Here is a 22,106-nt window from a genome sequence, read left to right as displayed (position 1 = left end):
CGGGTGCGCACCACGCCGGGTCGCCGGGCGAGCGCCTGCAGCAGCAGGAACTCCGTGACGGTGAGGAGCACGGCGCGGTCGTGCCAGTGCGCCGCCAGGCGCAGGCCGTCGAGGCGGAGCGGCCCCAGCGTGATCGTGTCGGCCTCGGGCGTGACGGCGGCGGTCGACAGGGCCGCGCGCCTGAGCAGCACCTTGATGCGCGCCATCAGCTCGCGCATCGAGAAGGGCTTGCACAGGTAGTCGTCGGCGCCGATCTCGAGGCCCAGGACGCGGTCGAACTCCTCCTCGCGCGAGGTCACGAAGATGATCGGCAGCACGTCGCTGCGGGCGCGCAGGCGGCGGCACAGCTCGAGGCCATCCACCAGCGGCAGGCCGATGTCGAGGATCGCGAGGTCGGGCAGCGCGGCATCGAACGCCCGCCACGCGGCCGCGCCATCGGCGTGCACTTCGACACGATGGCCCTCGCGCCGCAGGGCGATGCCCACGGCCTCCCTGATGGTGTCCTCGTCCTCGACCACGGCCACGAGAGGGGCCACCGGATCCGGCATGCCGTGACTGTAGCGCAGGCCGCCGGGTACCGCGCTGCCTTCGTTCTGCCACGTTCTGCCACGAGATGTCTCGCTCGTGCCGTCGGCACGACACGGCGTGGCGGTGTAGTAGCTGGCCTGCCCCGGTGGGTCGGGCACAGGGAGGGAACGTGATGCTGCAGCGGTCGGTACTGGCGCGGATGGTCGTGATGGGGCTGCTGCTCGTGGTGCTGATGGTGCCACTCGGGATGACGCGGGGCGTGATCGCTGAGCGCGCCGCGCGGCGCGACGACGTGGCGGGCGAGATCAGTCGCACGTGGGGCGACCGGCAACTGGTGACCGGACCGATTCTCTCCGTGCCTTATCGCTACGTCGTGCGGGAGGCCGCGGAGGACGGCCGCGGCGTGCGCGAAGTGGTCCGTACGGGCAGGCTCGTGGTGCTGCCCGCGTCGCTCGAGGCCACCGGGCGCCTCGACCCCGAGATCCGCGCCCGCGGGCCGTTCTCGACCATCGTCTACACGGCACATGTCACGCTGCGCGGACGCTTCTCGGCGGTCGACGAATCGGTGGTCGGCAGACCCGACGTGACGTTCGCGTGGGATGAGGCGACGCTCAGCCTTGGCGTGGGCGATCCGCGCGGCATCGCCACGGGCCTGCGCGTCGGCTGGAACGGTCGTCCCATGCAGGTCGTGCCTGGCGTGGACGACGTGGGGCTGGCCACCTCCGGTGTGAGTGTCCGGCATGTGGCGCTCGCGTCGGGACAGCCCTCCACGTTCGACGTCGCCCTCGCCCTTCGCGGCACGCGGTCGCTCGCCGTCGTCCCGGCAGGCAACGAGACGACACTGTCGCTCACGTCGTCCTGGCCGCATCCCGGCTTCGCGGGTGGGCAACTGCCCGTGTCGCATCGGGTGGGGAGCGACGGCTTCGAGGCGCGGTGGCAGTCGGGGTGGTTCGCGCGCGGATTCCCCGCCGCGTGGGTGCGCGGGGCCGAGGACGACCGTGCACTGAAGGCGCGTGCGGACGCCTCGGCCATCGGCGTCGACCTCGTGCAGCCGGTCGACGTCTACCAGCAGGCCGAGCGCGCCGTGAAGTATGCCGCGCTGTTCATCGTGCTCACGCTGGCCGTGGCGTTCCTGCGGGAGATCACCAGCCGTCTGGCCGTCCATCCCGTGCAGTACCTGTTCATCGGGTTCGGCCTGTGCCTCTTCTACCTGCTGCTCGTCTCGCTCGCCGAGCACGTGCGCTTCGTCGTCGCCTACCTCGTTGCATCGTCGGCGACCGTGCTGCTGCTGGCCTGGTACTGGAGCGGCGTGCTGCGGAGCTGGCGGGCCGGCGTCTCGATGGGCCTGGCGCTGACGGGGCTGTACGGGTACCTCTACCTGCTGCTGAGGCTCGAGGACCTCGCGCTCGTGGCCGGGGCCACGGGGTTGTTCGTGATGCTGGCCGTGATCATGGCGATGACGCGCCACGTGGACTGGTTCAGCCTGCGCATCGCCGACGCCGCGCCGTGGACGCGTGAGTCGTGACTGACACGTCGACGCCAGGCGCATCGGCTTGGAGCGACACGGAGCTGGCGTGGCTGGTCTACGCGCTGCTGACGAGGCAGGCGGTGTCGGTCGATGTCCTGTTGAGCGCGCTTCGCGTGCGTACGCGCGAGACAACACGTCGCGCGGGCGCGCGTCTCGTGGCGCCAGATGAGATGCGTTACTGATGAGTTTCGCAATGACGATCGGCTGCGCGTGGGACAATGAGGGTCTTGGCCACTCCTGCACGGGGCGATGCACTCGACCTTGGAGGCTTGCAGGTGGCCGCCAGGCACCTGGCCGCCGAACTGCGCCCGACCACGCCGCGCAGCCGCTGGTGGCAGCGCCCGACGCACCTCGCACGCCTCGATCACCAGGCCCACGTCCTGGCGCACGCCTATCGCGTCGTCGCCGAGGACGTGCGTCGCGCCGAGCCGGTGTCGCCGGCCGGCGAGTGGCTGCTCGACAACTTCCACCTGATCGCCAACGAGGTCAGGAGCATCCACCACGACCTGCCGCCGGGCTACTACCGGCGCCTGCCGAAGGCGCGGTACGAGGACAGTCCGTCCGTGGCGCGCGTCGAGGTCATGGCCATCGAGGCCGTGCGTCACAGCGACGGGCGGCTGGATGCGGAGCGCCTTCGCGAGTACGTCGACGCGTTCCAGTCCGTGGCGCCGCTGACGATCGGCGAGTTGTGGGCGTGGCCGAGCCTGCTGAAGGCGGCGCTCATCGCCTACGTCTCGGAGATCTCGGAGGGCCTGCGGCTGGCGCGGGATGAAGCGGCCCGTGCCGACGCGTACCTGGCCTCGATCGACGCCGGGCCGGCGACACCCGCCTCGGTCCGGCTCGACGACCGCAGCGGCTTCCCCTTCGTCGTCCGGTTGCTGCAGCGCATCAGGGAGTACGGACCGCACGCCGCGGCCGTGCGCGGCGAGCTCGATGCCTGGCTGGCGGCCTGCGACATGTCGCCCGAGGACGCCATCCGTGTCGAGGGGCATCGCGAGGCCGCCGACCAGGTCTCCATGGCCAACGCCATCTCGAGCCTGCGCTTCTGCGCCACCCACGACTGGAGTCGCTTCGTCGAGCTGGCCAGCCACGTCGAGCGCGTGCTGCATCACGACCCGGTCGGCGTGTACGGCCGCATGGACTTCGCCAGCCGCGACCGCTACCGACAGTCGCTCGAGGCGCTGGCCGACGGCACCGGCGAGGGGCAGATCCTCGTCGCGCGGCAGAGCGTGGAGGCGGCGCGGCGATCGGGCGCCCGGCTCGGCAACGGTCGCGACGCCCACGTGGGCTACTACCTGATCGGGCCAGGCCGGGCGTACCTCGAAGGCCAGCTCGAGAGTCGACCCGGCCTCCGCGGTCGCCTCCGTCGTCGGCTGTACCGGCATCCGACACCGCTCTACCTGGGGGGACTGGCGCTCGCCACGGCCGTGCTCGTCGCCATTGCCGTCGCGTATGCGTGGTGGGCCGGTGGCAGCCCGTCGCTGCTGTGGCTGGTCGGCCTGCTGGCCCTGTTGCCTGCGACCGACCTCGCCACGGCCGCGATCCAGCGCGTCGCGGCCCGGCTCAGCCGGCCACGGCGGTTGCCCCGTCTCGACCTCGAGCGTGGTATCCCGGAGGAGGGGCGGACGATGGTCATCGTGCCGACGCTCCTCGGCAACGTGGACACGGTCGCCGAACTGCTGGCGCACCTCGAGGTCCACGCGCTCTCCAACCCGGACCCACGCCTGCACTTCGCGCTGCTGTCCGACTTCACCGACGCCGACGCGCAGCACCTGCCCGGCGACCAGGCCATCCTCGACGCCGCGCGCGACGGCATCGCCGAGCTCAACCTGCGGCACGGCCGCCCGGAGCAGGACCGCTTCTACCTCTTCCACCGCGATCGGCTCTGGAACGACAAGGAATCGCGCTGGATGGGCTGGGAGCGCAAGCGCGGCAAGATCGAGGAGTTCAACCGCCTGCTGCGCGGCGCCGTCGACACCAGCTTCCACCACGTGGTGGGCGATCGCCGCGTGCTGCCGCACGTGCGCTACTGCCTGACGCTCGACAGCGACACGCGGTTGCCGCGCGACGCGGCGCGCGAGTTGCTCGGCATCATCCTGCATCCCCTCAACCAGCCCGAGGTCGATCCGGTGCTGCGGCGCGTGACGCTCGGCTACGGCATCCTGCAGCCGCGCGTCAGCGTGACGATGTCGAGCGCTGCGGGGTCGCTGTTCGCGCGCGTCTACGCCGGCCACACGGGCGTGGATCCCTACACGACGGCGGTGTCCGACGTGTACCAGGACCTGTTCGGCGAGGGCATCTTCGCCGGCAAGGGCCTGTACCACGTCGACGCGTTCATGGCGACGCTCGACGGCCGCGTGCCGGAGAACGCGTTGTTGTCGCACGACCTGTTCGAGGGCCTGCATGCGCGTGCGGCCCTGGTGAGCGACGTCGAGCTGGTCGACGACTACCCCTCGACGGTCCTCGCGCACGTGCGCCGCCAGCGCCGCTGGGTGCGTGGCGACTGGCAGATCCTGCTGTGGCTGTTTCCCTGGGTGCCGACCGCGCAGGGCATGGCGCGCAACCAGCTGCCGCTGATCAGCCGCTGGAAGATCCTCGACAACCTCCGGCGCAGCCTCGTGCCGCCGGCGCTGCTGGCGTTCCTCGTCGCTGGCTGGACCATCCTGCCGGGCCGACCGTCCGTGTGGACTGCGATGGCGCTCGGCGTCGCCGGCGCGGCCACCCTGCTCGCCCTGGCACGCCTGGCGGCCGCACCGTTGCACGGCCTGTCGATTGGCGTCTTCCTGCGCGCGCTCGGCGACGACATCCGCACGGCGGCGGCGCAGGCCCTGCTGGGGCTGATGCTCCTGCCGTTCCACGCGTGGGAGATGCTGCGCGCCATCATCCTCACGCTGGCGCGCCTGGCCATCACGCATCGCCGCCTGCTCGAGTGGGAGACGGCCTCGAGCGTGGCGGCCGCCTCGGCCGCGACGCGGGGCCGGGCGATGCAGCGGATGTTCCTCGTGCAGATGGCGTCGAGCCCGATCGCGGCGATCCTCGCCGCGGTCGCCGTGTCGGCGTCGCCGCGCCGGGGCTGGGCCGCGGCCCTGCCATTCCTGGTCGGGTGGCTCGCCGCACCGGCCATCGCATGGGCCCTCAGCCAACCCCGTGCGCCGCGGCGACGGGCGATGGCGCCCTACGAGCGCACGCAGGTCCGTCGCCTCGCCCGCAAGACGTGGCACTACTTCGAGGTCTTCGTCGGTCCCGAGGACCACTGGCTGCCGCCCGACAACTTCCAGGAAGCACCGGGGCTGCACCTGGCGCGCCGCACCTCGCCGACCAACATCGGCATGAGCCTGCTCTCGGGACTCGCCGCCCACGACCTCGGCTTCATCACCACCCGCGAGCTCCTCGATCGCACGGCACACACGCTCGACACCTGCGAAGGGCTGGAGCGTCACGAGGGGCACCTGCTCAATTGGTACGACACCGCAACGCTGGCGCCGCTGTTGCCGCGCTACGTGTCGACGGTCGACAGCGGCAACCTCGCGACGGCCCTGGCCACGCTGGCCTGCGGCCTCGACGACCTCGCGGCACGGGCCCGGCGCGACACGCACCTGCGCGACGGCCTGGGCGACACCGCCGCCATCGTCCGCAGCCTGGCCTCGGGCAGTCTGGCGCCGATCCCCGAGCTCGAGGCGCGGCGCGCACGGGTCGAGGCGCTCGCGTCAGGCATCCTGGCCACGCTTCGCGAGGCGCCTGACGACGCGACGCTGGCCGCTGCCGCGCGCACGGCCATGTCCGCGGCCGACGCCATCCTCGAGATGCCCGCTGTCTTCGAGCCGCCCCCCGCCTCCACGCCCGGGGCCGCCGCCGATCCCGCCGAGCCGCTCGTGCTGTCGTGGGTGTACGCGCTGCGCGCGGCACTGGCGCGGGTGGCGACCGCCCCCGCCGGCCCCGCGCCTGGCACCGCCGCACATCAGCTCGAGGGCGAGGGCCTTCGCACACTCGCGGCCCGCGGTCGCGCCCTCGGCGACGCCATGGGGTTCGGCTTCCTCTACGACAGGACACGCCACCTCTTCTCGATCGGGTACCGCCTCGCCGACCACGACGGCCCCGGCCGGCTCGATGCCTCCTACTACGACCTGCTCGCGTCGGAATCGCGCCTCGCGAGCTTCATCGCGATCGCCCGCGGCGATGTCCCGCAGCGCCACTGGTTCCACCTCGGCCGCCGCGCGGTGAGCGTCGAGGGCGAACCCACGCTCCTGTCGTGGAGCGCGACCATGTTCGAGTACCTGATGCCGTCGCTGCTCATGCGGTCGTTCCCGGGCACGCTGCTCGACACGACCAACACGGGCGCCATCGCGCGGCAGGTGCAGTACGGCCGGCAGCGGGGCGTGCCCTGGGGCATCTCCGAGTCGGCCTACAACGTGCGTGACCGGCACGACACGTACCAGTACAAGGCCTTCGGCGTGCCCGGCCTCGGCTTCAAGCGCGGGCTCGCCGACGACCTCGTGATCGCGCCCTATGCCACGGCCCTGACCCTGGCGCTGGCGCCGCAGGCGGCGCTGCGCAACCTCGCGCGGCTGTCTGCGGTGGGTGCCGAGGGACGGTTCGGCTACTACGAGGCGATCGACTACACGCCGCGCCGCGGCCCCGACGCCGACGACCCGGCCATCCTCCATGCCGCGCCCGAGGGCGTGGTCGTGCGCACCTTCATGGCGCACCACCAGGGCATGACGCTGCTGGCCGCCACCAACGCCCTGCTCGACGACGTGATGGTGGAGCGCTTCCACGCCGACCCGCGCGTGCAGGCCACCGAGCTGCTGCTGCAGGAACGCGTGCCGCGGTACGCCGCCTCCACGCCGCCCCGCCCGGCCGACCTCACGCGCACGCCCTGGACGCCGCCGAGCATCCCGCTGCGCCGCTTCCGGTCGCCGCACACCTTCGATCCGCACGCGCAGTTCCTGTCCAACGGGTCCTACGTGGCCGTGGTCACCGCGGCGGGCGGCGGGCACAGCCGCTGGCGCGACCTCGTCGTGACGCGGGCGCGTGAGGACCGCACCATGGACGTCGGCAGCCAGTGCCTCTACCTGCGCGACGTCAGGTCGGGCGTGGTGTGGTCGCCGACCTGGTTCCCGACGATGCGCGAGCCGGAGGAGTGCTTCGTCACGTTCGCCTCCGACAAGGCCGTCTATCGCGGCGCCGGCGAGGGCATCGAGTCGATGCTGGAAGTGGTGGTCGCCGCCGGCGACGACGTGGAAGTGCGTCGGCTGTCGCTCACCAATCGCAGCGATCGCGTGCGCGAGATCGACGTCACCAGCTACGCCGAGGTCGTGCTCGGCCGGGCGGAGGACGACTTCGCGCACCCCGCGTTCGGCAAGCTGTTCGTGCAGACCGAGTACCTGCCCGAGATCACCACCCTGGTGTGCAGCCGCCGTCCCCGCTCGGCCGGTGAGCCGCGGGCGTGGGTGTTCCACGTGCTGAGCCTCGATGGCCACAGCTCGTCGCAGACCGAATGGGAGACCAGCCGCACGCGGTTCCTCGGCCGCGGCGGCACGATGGCCGCGCCCGCCGCGCTCGAGGGACGCTCGCTCAGCGGCACCACCGGCGCCGTCCTCGATCCGGTCGTCAGCTTGCGGCAGCGCGTGCGGCTCGAGCCCGGAGGTTTTGCGCGCCTGGCGTTCTCGACGGGTGCGGCCGACACGCGCGACGGGGCCATCGCCCTTGCGCAGCGGTACCACGATCGCGGTGCGGCGACGCGGGCGGGCGCCATGGCGTTCACGCACAGCCAGATGCTGCTGCGCCACCTGGGCATCTCGAGCGATCTCGCCCGGCAGTACGACCGCCTGGCGTCGCGCGTGCTCTATCTCGATCAGTCACTGCGGGCCTCGTCGTCGGCACTCGCCGCCAACACGCTCGGCCAGTCCGCGCTCTGGGCACACGGCATCTCCGGCGACCTGCCGCTCCTGCTCGTGCAGGTGCAGGAGGTCGACGATCTGCGGCTCGTCCGGCAGGTGCTGCAGGCGCAGGAGTACTGGCGCCTCAAGGGCCTGCGCGCCGACGTCGTGATCCTCAACGAGCACCCGGCCGACTACCTCGACCAGATGCACGAGGGTCTGTCGAGCCTGATCGCGGGTGGATCGTGGGGCGCGTGGCGCGACAAGCCCGGCGGGGTGTTCCTGTTGCGCAGCGAAGGCCTGGCGCCTGCCGACCGCGCCCTGCTGCTCGCGGTGGCTCGCGCGGTGCTCGTCGGGAGCCGCGGCGAACTGTCAGAGCAACTCGATCGCCCGTCGCCCACGCCCACGCCGCCTCACCAGCGCGCGGCGCCCCGGGGCGCACCCGCGGGCGAGGACGGCCCGTTGGCGCCAGCGCCGCTGCCGTTGCTGATGGACAACGGCCTCGGCGGCTTCAGCCCCGACGGCCGCGAGTACGTGATTACCCTGACGCACGAGGCCGCGACGCCCGCGCCGTGGGCGAACATCCTCGCCAACCCGGACTTCGGCACGTTGGTCACCGCCTCGGGGGCGTCGTTCACGTGGTCGATCAACAGCCGCGAGCATCGCCTGACGCCGTTCGACAACGATGCCGTCTCCGAGGGCACGGCCGAGGCGATCTTCCTGCGCGACGACGAGACGGGCGAATGCTGGGGTGCGACACCCGCGCCGTTGCCGCGGCGGCGCGGCGACGCGTGGCGCATCAGTCACGGCGCCGGCGTGAGCACCTTCGAGCGCACCACGCAGCGGTTGCGGCAGCACCTCGAGGTCTTCGTGTTCCCCGACGCCCCCGTGAAGGCCTCGGTGCTGACGCTGACCAACACGTCGGCGAAGGTGAGGCGCCTGGCCGTGTTCGGCTACACCGCCTGGGCGCTCGGCCCCCCGCGTGCGGGCGTGCAGCGGTCCGTGGTGACCAACCGCGACGTCACGACGGGCGCCATCGTCGCGACCAACCCGTGGATATCCGAGTACGCGACACGCGTGGCGTTCGCCTGGTGCAGCGAGCCGGTGCGGTCGATGAGCGGCGACCGCACGGAGTTCATCGGCCGCAACGGATCGCTGGCCGCACCGGCAGGCCTGTCGGCGGCAACGCTGTCCAACCGGCTTGGCGCGGGCCTCGACCCGTGTGCCGCACTCCACACGGAACTGCGGCTGCAGCCCGGCGAGACGCGTCGCGTGGTGTTCCTGCTCGGCGACGGCGCGTCGACCGGCGAGGTGCACGCGCTGATCGCCCGGTGTGGCGACCTGCAGCGCATCGACGAGGGGCGCCAGCGGGTCGATGCGGTGTGGGACGACGTGGTCGGCGCCGTGCAGGTGCACACGCCCGACGACTCGCTCGACCTGATGCTCAACCGCTGGCTGCTGTACCAGACGGTCGCCTCGCGCCTGTGGGCACGCACGGGTTTCCATCAGCCCGGTGGGGCCTTCGGCTTCCGGGATCAGCTGCAGGACGTGATGGCGCTCGGCTGGAGCCGCACCGACCTGTACCGCGAACAGATCCTGCGGGCCGCGAGCCGGCAGTTCGTCGAGGGCGACGTGCAGCACTGGTGGCACCCGCCGACCGGCCGCGGTACGCGGACGCGCTGCTCCGACGACATGCTCTGGCTGCCGTACGTGACGGCGCAGTACCTGGACGCCACCGGCGACGAGACCCTGCTGGACGAACGCGTGCCGTTCCTCGAGGCGCCGCCGCTCGCCCCCGATCAGCACGAGTTGTACGACCTGCCGGCCGTGTCGGCGACCAACGCGTCGTTGTACGAGCACTGCATCCGCGCCATCGAGCGCGGGCTGACGGCGGGCGCGCACGGCCTGCCGCTGATGGGCATCGGCGACTGGAACGACGGCATGAACCGCGTGGGCCACGAGGGCCACGGCGAGAGCGTGTGGCTCGGCTGGTTCCTGCACGCCGTGCTCACCCGCTTCGCGCCGATCGCCGCCGCACGCGGCGACGCGGAGCGATCGACCCGCTACGCCGCCGAGGCCCGGCGTCTCGTGGGGGCGCTCGAACTGTCGTGGGACGGCCAGTGGTACCGCCGTGGCTACTACGACGACGGCACGCCGCTCGGATCGGCGGGCAGCGAGGAATGTCGCATCGACTCCATCAGCCAGTCGTGGGCGGTGCTCTCGGGCGCGGCGTCGCCGCGTCGTGCGGCACGCGCGATGGACGCGGTGCGCGCGCACCTCGTGCGACGCGATGCCCGGCTGCTGCTGTTGCTGGCGCCGCCCTTCGATCGCGGCGAGAAGGATCCCGGCTACATCAAGGGCTACATCCCCGGCATCCGCGAGAACGGCGGGCAGTACACGCACGCGGCGCTGTGGACCATCATGGCGCTGGCGCGCATGGGCTACGGCGACGAGGTCGTCGAGCTGTTCCACATCCTCAACCCGATCAACCACACGCGCGACGCTGCCGGCGTGGAGCGCTACGTGACCGAGCCGTACGTGCTCGACGGCGACGTGTACGCGCACCCGGAGCACATCGGCCGCGGCGGGTGGTCGTGGTACACGGGGGCGGCCGGATGGATGTACCGCACGGGTCTCGAGAGCATCCTCGGGCTGCAGCGTCACGGCCGCACGTTCACCGTCGCGCCGTGCATCCCGTCGGCCTGGCCTGGCTACACGATCGACTGGCGTGTCGGCTCGTGCCGGTACCACATCGTGGTGGAGAATCCGCACCGCCGCTGCACCGGCGTGGCCTCGGTCACGCTCGACGGTGCGGGCATCGCCGACGGCGTCGTGCCGTTGCTCGACGACGGGAAGGCACACCGCGTCGTGGTCACGCTGGGCGAGGCCTAGGCGACGCCCTGCATCCGCCCGTAGAGGGTGGTGCCGATGCCAGCCAGCAGCACGTACAGCAACACGGCCGCGGGCACGAGCGGCTCGTCGGGGAAGTTCAGCCGTGCGATGGCCAGGGCGACGCCCGGGTGGCGCATCGCGCAGGCGATCGCCAGGGGCGTGCGCTCTCCCGGGTGTGGGCCACCGAGCAGGTGTCCGCTCGCGATGGCCGCCGACACGAGCGCGGCGATGAACCACACGCTGCCGCTGCCCACGATGGTCCACATCGCCGGCAGCGACGTGAGCAGGACGGGCACCACGCCCGCCGCCAGCAGCAGCGTGCCCATCGCCGACAGGCGTGGCGCCATCGTTGCGAGCCCGGGGGCGATGGCACGCAGCAGGATGCCGGCCGTGAGCGGCAGGCCCACGGTCATGCCGACGACGCGGGCGACGGCGGTGGCGTCCATGCGCGTGTCGTGGCCGAACAGCCGCCCGATCACGGTCACCGCCACCGGCACGATGACGATCGAGACGAGCGACATCGCCACCAGTAGCCCGAACACGTAGGAGCGATCGCCGCCGAACTTCAACTGCTTGCCGGGCAGGATCGGCGGCACCGACGAGATGGCCACGGCGAGCACGGCGATCTCGACGGGCCGACGGAAGTCGAACCACGAGGCGAGTGTGGCGGCCACCGCCGGCACGATGACGAACATCGCCACCGCCGCGCGCGCGAGCGCCAGCGGACGCCGCAGCACCGTCGTGGCGTCGCGCAGCGAGGTCGAGAGGCCGAGCGAGAGCACCAGCAGCAGGACGCTGGCGGTGAGGAGCACGTGGATGGCGTGGGCGGGATCCATGGGCGACCGCTTCACGAGTACCACGCCCCGGGCGTCGCGCGGTGTGCCCCTTCGGGCAGCCGCCCCCGCCCGCACCATCACGGGTGGTCCCGGTGCGGTGTCAGGCCCGCCGGATGACCGCGCCCACGGCGTCGATCAACTGCGTCGGCGTGAACGGCTTCGGGAGCAGGCGCGCGCCACCGGCCGCGAGCGCCTCATCAGCCTGCCCGGTGATGAACAGGAACGGCGTCGACAGCCCGGCCTGGCGCGCCTGGGTCAGCAGCGACGGCCCGGACACCCGCGGCATCATCACGTCGCTGACGACCGCCGCCACGTGCAGGCCAGGCGCCTGCAGCATCGCCAACCCATCGCTGCCGTCCGTGGCACTCAGCACGTGGTACCCGGCGCCGGACAGGACGCGCACGACCAGCGTCCGGAGTTCCTCGCGATCCTCCACGACGAGGACGGTGTGCCTCACGTCCGCCTGGGTCACCTGGTTCGCGGTCGTGCTCACCGGGCCGTTGGTGGCGAGCGGCCAGCGGATCTCGAACCGCGTCCCGCGCCCGGGCTCGCTGTCCAGGCCAATCGTGCCGCCGGACTCCGCCACGATGTCGTGCACCACGGACAGCCCGAGACCGGTCCCGCGCGCGGGACCCTTGGTGGTGAAGAACGGCTCGAACACGCGCGCCCGCACATCGGGCGTCATGCCGGTGCCGGTGTCCGCGAAGGCGAGGCACAGGACCGGTCCCGAGGCGTCGCTCTCGAGCGTCGTGGCGATGCGGATGGTGCCGCCATCGGGCATGGCGTCGCGCGCGTTGGCCGCAAGGTTCAGCAGCACGCGCGAGAACTGGCCGGGATCCATGAAGACGCGGTCGTCGCGCGCGCCGGCGTCGATGGCGACGGACACGGACGCCCCGAGGAGGCGCCGCAGCATCGGCTGCAGGGCGTCGAGCTGCGCGTGCACCGGCGCTCTCCTTCAGCAGGTGCGACACCTGCAGGGGCGAGGAGAAGGACAAGGGCTCGATCGAGGTCGGCAAGCTCGCCGACTTCGCGATCCTCTCGGCCAATCCGATCACGGTCGACCCGAAGACCATCAACACGATCACGGTGATGGAGACGATCAAGGAAGGCAAGAGCGTCTACAAGCGCTGACCTTCGGGTGTCTGCGATCAGACACGACGTGCCCATGCCTTGGCACAGTCGTGAGTGATGCAGGCCACCGGTACGATCCTGCAGGGGCATGTCATGCTGGCATGCCCCGCTCCCAGGACACCATGACGCGACCAGTCTCCGCCCTCGTCCTTGCCTGCGCCCTCGCCACCACGACACCGGCCCTCGCGCAGTCGCCGGCCGCGACTCCCGCACAGCCCACCCCGGCCGCGACTCGGGTGGCGCCCGCCGGGGCGCCGGCTCCCGGCAGCGCCGAGGAACTGGCGCTCAAGCTGGCCAACCCGGTCGCCAGCCTCATCTCGGTGCCGCTGCAGAACAACATCGACTACGGCATCGGGCCCAACGAGACGCACCGCTACACGCTCAACGTGCAGCCGGTGATCCCGTTCTCGATGAATGCCGACTGGAACCTGATCACGCGCACGATCATGCCGATCATCGATGCCGGCTCGCCGGCCCCCGGCATCGCTGGCGCGACCGGCTTCGGCGACATCGTGCAGAGCTTCTTCTTCTCGCCGAAGAAGCCCGTGGGCGGCATGATCGTCGGCTTCGGCCCGGCGCTCATGTACGCCACCGCGACCGACGACCTGCTCGGCACCGGCAAGTGGGCCGTCGGTCCCACGGTCGTCGCCCTCAAGCAGCGGGGCGCGCTGACCATCGGCGTGCTGGGCAACCACCTCAAGGCGTACGCCGGCGACGACTCGCGCGCCGACGTCAACGCGACGTTCGTCAACCCCTTCGTGAGCTACATCACGAAGACGAAGACGACGTTCGGCATCAGCCCGGAACTGACCTATGACTGGGAGAGCGAGCAGCTCATCGCGCCGATCAACCTCACGGTGTCGCAGCTGCTGCTCATCAACAAGAAGCCGATCTCGGTCGGCGGCGGCGTGCGGTTCTACGCCGAGGGCCCGAGCGGCGGCCCCGAGTGGGGCCTGCGCTTCGTCGTCACGCTGCTGTTCCCGAAGTAGAGGCCGCACCCGCGGCCCCGTACCCCGTACCCCGTACCCGGCACCCGGTCCCCGGTGCCGCTCAGGGCGCGGCCTTCTTCGCGCCGGCCGAGGGCTTTCCGGACGAGGCCTCGGCCGTCATGGCGGGCTCCTGTTCGGGCTCCGGCGGCGCCCCGACGTTGACCTGCACCTTCTTCACGGCGGCCTTCAGCGCGTCGGCGCCCGCGGGCGTCACCTGCGTCTGCCAGGCGTACACGGCGCGCAACCGCGGCAGCTTCTCGAGCGGCTTCAGCCCGGCGTCGGTCACCTGCGTGCCGTAGACGTTCACCGCCTCGAGCCGCGTGAGCTTCTCGAGCGGTAGCAGCGCGCGGTCGGTGATCGCCGTGCGATCCACCGACAGCCGCCACAGGTTCACCAGCTTGGGCAGCAGGAGGGAGAGCCCGGCGTCGGTCACCTGTGTGCCGCCGAGATCGAGCCACGCGATCTGCGCGGCCAGTGGCTCCAGCGCCTTCAGTGCCGCGTCGTCGACGCCGCGCGCGGCCGGCGGCGCCTGGATCACCAGCAGCGATGAATCGTCGCGCAGGGGTTCGACGCGCAGCTTGAGGGCCTTCACGGCCTCGATGGCCTTCGGATCGCCAGGCTGCACACGCACCGACAGGATGGCCGGCGCGGTGAAGTCCACGGGGCCGAGGCGGGCGGCGATGGCCGGTTCGACGTCGGCGTTCACCGTCGTGTCGGCGAGCACCTGATCGAAGGACGCGCCCTGGTCGATCCACCAGCGGAGCAGCGCCACCTCGGCGTGGCTGGGGGCCGGATGGCCCTTCGGCGGCATGGCCTTCTTGTCGGACGGCGGCAGGAAGATGCGGCGCACCACCAGGCTGCCGGCGGCGCTGCCCGGCGTGATGGCGGCGCCCGAGTCCCCGCCCTTGGCGATCGCCTCGGCCGAGTCGAGGCGCAGCTTGCCGGACTGGCGCGCGGGGCCGTGGCACGTCACGCAGCGTGCATCGAGCGTCGGCGCCACCAGCGTGGCGAACACCTTCGTCGTGCTCAGGTCCACCGGCCCCCGCGTCGCCTCGCTGGCCGCCGCCCGGAACGGCAGGTACTCGGTAAGGTAGGTCTCGCCGTGCGTGAGCGATCCGCCGTAGTGCCCGGTGAGCGTGACCAGCACCAGGGTGGCGATGATCGACGCACCGTACAGCATCTGTGGCGCCCGTCCGGCGGCGCTGCTGCGCCACCACGTGCCGATGGTGGCGAGGACCGACGCCAGGCCCAGCACCGTGCCCCACTGCTGGTGCCGCCCCACGAGCACGGGGTCGTACTCGCCCGACCACGACAGCAGGTTGCCCGTGACGATGGCGGCGATGGTGGTGAGGGCGCCGATGCCGAGGATGACCGGCATGAGGCGGTCGAGGCCCCGGTCGGCGAAGCGGCGCGTGCGCGACAGCACCTCCACGGCGCCCGCGAGGAGCAGGACGCCGATGGGGAGGTGGACGATGAGCGGGTGGAAGCGCCCGAGGAACGGCTGCAGGTCGGTGAGCACGGGCTAGGCCAGCAGCGCCTTCACGATGTGTCCGTGCACGTCGGTCAGGCGGTAGCGCCGTCCCTGGTGCTTGAACGTGAGCCGCTCGTGCTCGACACCCAGCAGGTACATGAGCGTGGCCTGGAAGTCGTGCACGTGCACCGGGTCGCGCACCACGTTGTAGCCGAACTCGTCGGTCTCGCCGTACGTCATGCCGGCCTTCACGCCGCCGCCCGCCATCCAGATGGTGAACGAGCGCGGGTGGTGGTCGCGCCCGTAGTTCTCCTTCGTGAGCTTGCCTTGCGAGTAGTTGGTGCGTCCGAACTCGCCGCCCCAGATCACGAGCGTGTCCTCGAGCAGGCCCCGCTGTTCGAGGTCCTTCACGAGCGCGGCCGACGGCTGGTCGACCGACTTCGTCATAATCTGGATGTCCTTGGGCAGGTTGCCGTGCTGGTCCCAGCCCTGGTGATAGAGCTGGATGAAGCGCACGTCGCGCTCGGCCAGGCGGCGCGCCAGCAGGCAGTTTGCCGCGAACGTGCCGGGCGTCTTCACCTCGGGCCCGTACATCTTCAGCACGCTCTCCGGCTCGTCGGTGAAGTTCATCACCTCCGGCACCGACGTCTGCATGCGGTACGCCATCTCGTACTGCGCGATGCGGGCGTTGATCTCGGGGTCGAGCACCTTGGCGTGCTGTTCTTCCTCGAGCGTGCGGAACGCGTCGAGCATGCTGCGGCGCGTCTCGGCGCTCAGGCCGTCGGGGTCGCCCAGGTACAGCACGGGATCCTTGCCGCGACGGAACTGCACGCCCTGATGCTGCGACGGCAGGAAGCCGCTACCCCAGAGCCGCGAGTACAGCGGCTGGTCGCCCTCCCGCGCGCGCGACAGCAGCACGATGAAGGACGGCAGGTTCGCGTTGTCGGACCCCAGGCCGTACGACAGCCACGAGCCGATCGACGGGCGCCCCGCCTGCTGCGTACCCGTCTGCACGAAGGTCACGGCCGGGTCGTGGTTGATGGCCTCGGTGTGCATCGACTTCACGAAGCACAGCCGGTCGGCGATGGCCGCCGTGTGCGGCATCAGCTCGCTCACCATCGCGCCGCTCTGGCCGTGGCGGGCGAACGCGAAGTGCGATCCGGCCAGCGGGAACTGCTTCTGGTGCGCCGTCATGCCGGTGAGGCGCTGGCCCTTGCGCACCGAGTCGGGCAGTTCCTCGCCGTTCATCGACCGCAGCAGTGGCTTCTCGTCGAACAGATCGAGCTGCGAGGGACCGCCGCTCTGGAACAGGTAGATGACGCGCTTGGCGCGCGGCACCAGGTGCGTGGCGGGCAGCACGGGACCCGTCGGCGCGGCGCCGGGCACGATGGCCGCGGGTGCCTGCGCCGGTCCGCCGAAGAGCCGCGAGGGATCGAGCAGCGACCCGAGGGCCACCGATCCGATGCCGAGGCTCGCGGCCGACAGGAAGTGCCGCCGTGTCGCGTTGAACTTGAGATCCTCGAGGGCCTTCATCGCTTGTTCACCGCTTCGTCCGTGTTCATGATCGTGCTTGCCACCACCGTCCACGTCGCGACATCGACCGGGTCGAGCGTGCGGGCCGGCGGCTTGTCGCCGCTGGCTGCCAGCACACGGGCCGCCACCACGTTGGCGGCAAAGCGCGCCCGCTCCCGATCGTACAGGGCCTGCACGGTAGCCACTTCGCTCGGCCGCGGGTGCCGGCTCGTGAGCAGCCGGTACGCCAGCGTGACCTTCTCGGCCGGCGTCGCGCCGCCTTCGAGCAGCAGCCGCTCGGCCAGCACGCGCGCGGCCTCGACGTACTGCACGTCGTTGAGCAGCACGAGCGCCTGTAGCGGCGTGCTCGTCCGCTGCCGCCGCACGGTGCAGAGCAGGCGCTCCGAGGCGTCGAAGCTGATGGCCGACGGCGGGGGCGTCGAGCGCTTCCACACCGTGTACAGGCTGCGGCGGTACAGGTCGTCGCCCTTGCCCTGCGCGTACGTCGTCGCGTTGCGCGTGGCGAGCTCCTCCCACAGGCCGGGCGGCTGGTACGGGTACACGCTCGGCCCCCCGACGGTGCGCACCAGCAGGCCGCTGGCCGCCAGCGCGTTGTCGCGGATCTGCTCGGACGACAGGCGGTAGCCAGGGCCGCGCGCCAGCTTCTCGTTGGCCGGGTCGAGCTCGAGGGCCTGCGGCGTCGCCACCGACGACTGGCGGTAGGTCTGCGACGTCACGATCTGTCGGAGCAGCCCCTTGAGGTTCCAGCCGCCGTCGCGGAACGACACGGCCAGGTAGTCGAGCAACTGCGGGTGCGTCGGCAGCTTGCCCTGGTTGCCGAAGTCCTCGGGCGTCGCCACCAGGCCGTTGCCGAAGAGCATCGCCCAGTAGCGGTTCACGAGCACGCGCGCGGCGAGCGGGTTGTCCTTCGCCGTGAGCCACCGCGCCAGGCCGAGCCGGTTGCGCGGCTGCCCGGATGCCAGCCGCGGCAGCATCGCCGGCGTGTCGGCCTCGACCTTCGTCGTCGGCGCATCGTAGGCGCCGCGCGCCAGCACGAACGTCGGCCGGGCGCGCTCGGCCGGGAGGTCGCGCATCACCATCACCTGCGGCAGCTTCGTGATGATGGCGTTCTCCTTGCCGCGCAGCGTGCGCAGCTGGGCGCGCTCGCGCTCGCCGGCCTTTGCGACACGCAGCACCCAGTGCTCGGCGAGCTCGTCGCGCGTGAACGTGCGCCGGACACGTCCGGCGCCTACACCCGGGGAAGTCGTAGCCGCCGGACTTGTCCGGCGGTCAGTGATCTCCCGCGGCAGCCCTGAATCGACTCCGCGTGCGGCCAGCGTGGCGACCTCGGGAGCCGTCAACTGCGTCGGGAACACCATGAACTCGTCGATCGACGTGTCGGACAGGTTCTCGTCGCCGCGGCGCCCGAGGCGGATCGCGGAGATGCCGCCCCAGTCGCCGAGCGGCTCGCTGATGATGCTGCGCGCGAGGTTGTCGGTCATCAGGCGCGTCTTCGCGGGCGCGCCATCGAGGTACAGGCGCAGCCCGGGATTCCGGCTGGAGCCGTCGTAGGTGACGGCGACGTGGTACCAGGTGCCGACCTTCAGCGGCTCGAGTGTCTCGATCTCGAGCGAGTTGTCGGGCGCCACGTGATGCAGTCCCGCCGTCAGCGTGCCGTCGGGCCGCAGGATCAGCTCGTAGCCGCGATGGCCGTTCATCACCGCGCCCGATCGTGTCACCACCGGACCACCGACCTTGTCCTTGTCGCGGCGGATCCACAGGCCGAACGAGAACGGCTCGTTGCGCTCGAAGAAGCCGAACTTCTCGTCGCGGCCGCCGAGGTCGATCTGGCTGTCGCCCACCAGCCGCACCGCCTGGCCGACCTTGCCGGGCACCACCTGCGGTGCTCGCGCCGTCTTCTTCTTGCGTTCCTCCTCGCCGCCCACCGTGCCCTTCCGCTTCGGCGTCGCGAGGTTGGCGAAGGTGTAGTCCTTCATCGCGTCGAGCGGCAGGTGGACGATCGGGCGCGGCAGCGGCGCCGCGACGGGCGCGGCGTCGGCGGTGGTCCTGGCCAGCCACGCCTCGAACGCCGGACCCGTGGCCAGTCGATCGACGCGCGTCGCCTGCTCGAGCGGGCCGATGGCGGCTCGCAGCGCCGCGAGCTCGGCGTCGGTCTCCGGCGTGCTCACCGTCACCGTCGGGCTCGGCATCCCCGAATACGGGATCTGCCCGGTCTCGTTGACGTTGTTGAAGAACGCGAACAGCTTGAAGTAGTCCTGCTGCATCACCGGGTCGTACTTGTGGTCGTGGCACCGCGCGCATTGCAGCGTGAGCCCGAGGAACGCCGACCCGAACGTGTTGACCCGGTCGGCGACGTACTCGACCCGGTACTCCTCCGAGACGATGCCGCCTTCCTGCGACTGCATGTGGTTGCGGTTGAACGCGGTCGCGAGCCGCTGCTCGGTCGTGGCGTTCGGCAGGAGGTCGCCCGCCAGCTGCCAGGTCATGAAGTCGTCCACCGGCATGTTGCGGTTGAACGCCTTGATCACCCAGTCGCGCCACGGGTGCATCTGCCGCATCCCGTCGTCCTGGTAGCCGTGCGAGTCGGCGTAGCGGGCGACGTCGAGCCAGTCGGCGGCCATGCGCTCGCCGAACGCGGGCGAGGCGAGCAGGCGGTCGACGACCTTCTCGTAGGCGTTCGTGCTGGTGTCGGCCAGGTAGGCGTCGATCTCCGCGACCGTCGGTGGCAGGCCGGTGAGGTCGATCGAGACGCGGCGGATGAGTGTTTCCTTCGACGCCTCGGGCGACGGCGCCAGGCCGGTGCCGCGCAGGTCGGCGCGGACGAACGCGTCGATGGGGTTGGACGGCGCGCGGAGGTCGGCGCCCGTCGGCAGCGTGGGCGCCTTCGGGGCGACGAAGGCCCAGTGCGGCGTCCACGTCGCGCCCTGCTCGATCCAGCGGACCAACGTCGCCTTCTCCACCTCGGTCAGCGACAGGTGCGAGTCGGGCACCGGCATCATCACTGCCGGGTCCGTGCTCAGGATGCGCCGCACCAGCTCGCTCTTGCGGGTGCTGCCCGGCACGACGGCGCGTCGGCCGGTGGCCAGCGCGGCGAACGCGCCCTCCTTCGTGTGCAGGCTCAGCCCGCCCTTGCGCGCCCGGTCGTCGGGGCCGTGGCAGGCAAAGCACTTGTCCGACAGGATCGGGCGGACGTGGAAGTTGAAGTCCACCTGCTCGGGCACACCCGCCACCTGCGGCGCCGCCGGGCGGCACGCGAGGCCGCCGGCAAGGACGGTGGCGAGGAACAGCAGGGCCGCCGGGCGCCGCGCGATGCGCGGCAGGCCCGCGACCGCGGGGCAGGGCTCTGAGGCCATCGGGGACACGAACTCCAGGATCGAGTTCCAGCCTATGCGATGCGCGCAGGCGGCGCAATCGTTCACCTTGGGCAGCCTGCCGACCGACAGCCGCATACAATGCCGGCCCGTGCGCACCGTTGTCGTCGTCGTGAGCCTGATGCTGCTGTCGGCCCAGCAGGCGTCCCAGCCGGGGAGCCCGGCTGAGCCGATCCGGGTGGTCGAGGCCCGGATCGATCCCGATCGGCACGATGGTGGCCTGCCGCTCGTCGCCGGCGCCGAGCACATCCAGGTGATGCGCGCCAACCGCACGCGGCCGCAGGAGGCCGACGGCTGGGGCTGGACGTACAGCCACGCGCCCTTCCTGGCTCACTGGAACGGCCGCTTCTACCTGCAGTACCTGAGCAATCCCTTCGGCGAGCACCTCGCACCGGGGCAGACCTTCATCACCACGTCGACCGACGGACGCCGCTGGAGCCGTCCGGAGCCCGTCTTTCCCGTGTATCACCTGCGTCCCGGGCCGATCTCCGGCCACGAGTCGGGCATGGCGATGATGCACCAGCGCATGGGCTTCTACGTGGCGCCGAACGGCCGGCTCCTCGTCGTGGGCCACTACGGCCATGCGCCCAACCCGATGGGGGCCACCGGCATCGGTCGCGTCGTCCGCGAGGCCCATCGCGACGGCACGTACGGGCAGATCCACTTCGTCAGGTACAACGCGCTGGCCGGGCGCACCGAGGCCAACACGCCGCGGTTCCCGTTCTACGCGCGCTCGACCGACGCCGGCTTCGTCGAGGCCTGCGCCGCCCTGTTGGCCGACAAGCTCGTCACGCTGCAGTGGCGCGAGGAGGACCGCGCCGACGATGGATTCTTCGCGGTGTCGGGGCCGGTGCTGCAGGCGCCGTCGATCTTCCATCGCCTGGACGGCACGGCGGTGGCGCTCTGGAAACATGCCTGGACCGCGCTGTCCACCGACGAGGGGCGGTCGTGGAGTACCCCGGTGCAGGTGCCGAGCCTGGTCACCGGCGGGGCCAAGACGTGGGGGCAGCGGACCGCCGATGGACGGTTCGCGATGGTCTACAACCCGGCGGAGCGCGGCCGCTGGCCACTGGCCGTGGCGCCGAGCGAGGACGGCATCACCTTCGGGCCGCTGCTGCTCCTGAACGGCGAAGTGCCGCCCCGGCGTTTCGTCGGCCGGGCCAAGGACTTCGGCCTGCAGTACGTGCGGGGCATCGCCGAGGGCAACGGGCGCCCGCCGGGCCACGACCTCTGGGTGACCTACAGCAGCAACAAGGAAGACATCTGGATCAGCCGTGTGCCCCTGCCGCTCAGGCACGCCGAGGATCGGTCGGTGGCCGACACGTTCGACCAGCAGGCACCTGGCAGCACCCTGCCCGACTGGCACACGTATCGCCCGCGGTGGGCCGACGTGGGGGTGGTCGCCTTCCCGTCAGCACGCAACCACAGCCTGCGGCTCGAGGATCGCGACCCGTACGATCACGCCAGCGCCGTGCGCCTGTTCCCGCAGGCACGCGACGTGGAGGTGCGCGTCGCCGTCCATGCCGGGCAGGCTCGGCACGGGCGACTCGACATCGATCTCCTCAGCCGAGACGGACAGCGCGTCGTGCAGGTGGCCTTCGAGCCAGACGGCACGCTCGGCGTGATCGACGGCGACACGCGGACACCCGCCGGCCGCTACGTCGCGGGCCGCTGGCACCAGATCACGATCCGCGCCTCGGCGGAGACCTCCCGGTTCGACGTGCTCGTCGATGGCCGCACGGTAGCGCGCGGCGCACGTTTCGCCGTGGCCGCGTCGTCGCTCGAGCGCATCGCGTTCCGCACCGGCAGCCACCGCTCGACGCCGACGCGCGCCGACGACCGATACGGCGTGCTCGACGACGTGCTGCACCCCGACGACCCGGCACCGCTGGCTGTGTTCCACGTCGACGACGTGCGGGTCGTGCCCTCGCCACCGCGCTGACAGGGG

At 71.6% G+C, this 22,106-nt stretch carries 11 protein-coding genes and 1 pseudogene; 6 read left to right on the top strand and 6 right to left on the bottom strand.

What is annotated here, in order from left to right; translation table 11 throughout:
• The coding region (locus ACIRDX_RS04105; RefSeq protein ID WP_396624129.1) for a response regulator transcription factor at positions 1–686 on the bottom strand (686 nt) is incomplete at its 3' end.
• 14 nt (positions 687–700) lie between these two features.
• Between ACIRDX_RS04105 and creD the strand changes: the two genes are divergently transcribed.
• Genes creD through ACIRDX_RS04090 form a run of 3 tightly spaced genes read left to right on the top strand, consistent with a single transcriptional unit; the run spans position 701 to position 10,827 of the window.
• A complete protein-coding gene (creD, locus tag ACIRDX_RS04100) occupies positions 701–2,053 on the top strand; it encodes a cell envelope integrity protein CreD (protein ID WP_396624128.1) in 1,353 nt (450 codons plus the stop codon).
• The gene (locus ACIRDX_RS04095) at positions 2,050–2,238 is read left to right on the top strand and encodes a hypothetical protein (RefSeq protein ID WP_396624127.1); all 189 of its coding nucleotides are present in this window, start codon (positions 2,050–2,052) and stop codon (positions 2,236–2,238) included. Before creD ends, ACIRDX_RS04095 begins: the two co-directional genes overlap by 4 nt.
• Before the next feature lie 45 nt (positions 2,239–2,283).
• Entirely contained in the window at positions 2,284–10,827 is an 8,544-nt protein-coding gene (locus tag ACIRDX_RS04090) for a GH36-type glycosyl hydrolase domain-containing protein (RefSeq protein WP_396624126.1), read from the top strand.
• On the opposite strand, the gene ACIRDX_RS04085 is transcribed toward ACIRDX_RS04090, so the two are convergent.
• Together ACIRDX_RS04085 and ACIRDX_RS04080 are read right to left on the bottom strand one after the other, a co-directional pair.
• Entirely contained in the window at positions 10,824–11,663 is an 840-nt protein-coding gene (locus ACIRDX_RS04085) for a Na+-dependent transporter (RefSeq protein ID WP_396624125.1), read from the bottom strand. The genes ACIRDX_RS04090 and ACIRDX_RS04085 overlap by 4 nt on opposite strands.
• Positions 11,664–11,763: 100 nt before the next feature.
• The gene (locus ACIRDX_RS04080; protein ID WP_396624124.1) at positions 11,764–12,606 is read right to left on the bottom strand and encodes an ATP-binding protein; all 843 of its coding nucleotides are present in this window, start codon (positions 12,604–12,606) and stop codon (positions 11,764–11,766) included.
• 38 nt (positions 12,607–12,644) lie between these two features.
• Between ACIRDX_RS04080 and ACIRDX_RS04075 the strand changes: the two are divergent.
• Positions 12,645–12,794, top strand: a pseudogene (locus tag ACIRDX_RS04075) (amidohydrolase family protein); the annotation flags it as partial.
• A gap of 122 nt (positions 12,795–12,916) precedes the next feature.
• A complete protein-coding gene (locus tag ACIRDX_RS04070; protein ID WP_396624123.1) occupies positions 12,917–13,783 on the top strand; it encodes a transporter in 867 nt (288 codons plus the stop codon).
• 61 nt (positions 13,784–13,844) lie between these two features.
• Here ACIRDX_RS04070 and ACIRDX_RS04065 read toward each other — a convergent pair whose 3' ends face one another.
• Genes ACIRDX_RS04065 through ACIRDX_RS04055 form a run of 3 tightly spaced genes read right to left on the bottom strand, consistent with a single transcriptional unit; the run spans position 13,845 to position 20,140 of the window.
• Positions 13,845–15,302, bottom strand: coding sequence for a c-type cytochrome domain-containing protein (locus tag ACIRDX_RS04065; protein ID WP_396624122.1), 1,458 nt, complete (start codon positions 15,300–15,302; stop codon positions 13,845–13,847).
• Positions 15,303–15,305: 3 nt separating this feature from the next.
• The gene (locus ACIRDX_RS04060) at positions 15,306–16,787 is read right to left on the bottom strand and encodes a DUF1501 domain-containing protein (RefSeq protein WP_396624121.1); all 1,482 of its coding nucleotides are present in this window, start codon (positions 16,785–16,787) and stop codon (positions 15,306–15,308) included.
• Positions 16,784–20,140, bottom strand: coding sequence for a DUF1553 domain-containing protein (locus ACIRDX_RS04055; RefSeq protein ID WP_396624120.1), 3,357 nt, complete (start codon positions 20,138–20,140; stop codon positions 16,784–16,786). Before ACIRDX_RS04055 ends, ACIRDX_RS04060 begins: the two co-directional genes overlap by 4 nt.
• A 109-nt stretch (positions 20,141–20,249) precedes the next feature.
• Between ACIRDX_RS04055 and ACIRDX_RS04050 the strand changes: the two genes are divergently transcribed.
• Entirely contained in the window at positions 20,250–22,100 is a 1,851-nt protein-coding gene (locus ACIRDX_RS04050; RefSeq protein ID WP_396624119.1) for a hypothetical protein, read from the top strand.
• Positions 22,101–22,106: the final 6 nt, after the last annotated feature.

Origin of the sequence: Luteitalea sp., assembly GCF_044337415.1 — a bacterium.
Taxonomy (GTDB): domain Bacteria; phylum Acidobacteriota; class Vicinamibacteria; order Vicinamibacterales; family Vicinamibacteraceae; genus Luteitalea.
Note: the sequence above shows the minus strand (reverse complement) of the source record. Positions and strands in the feature narration are given on the sequence as shown.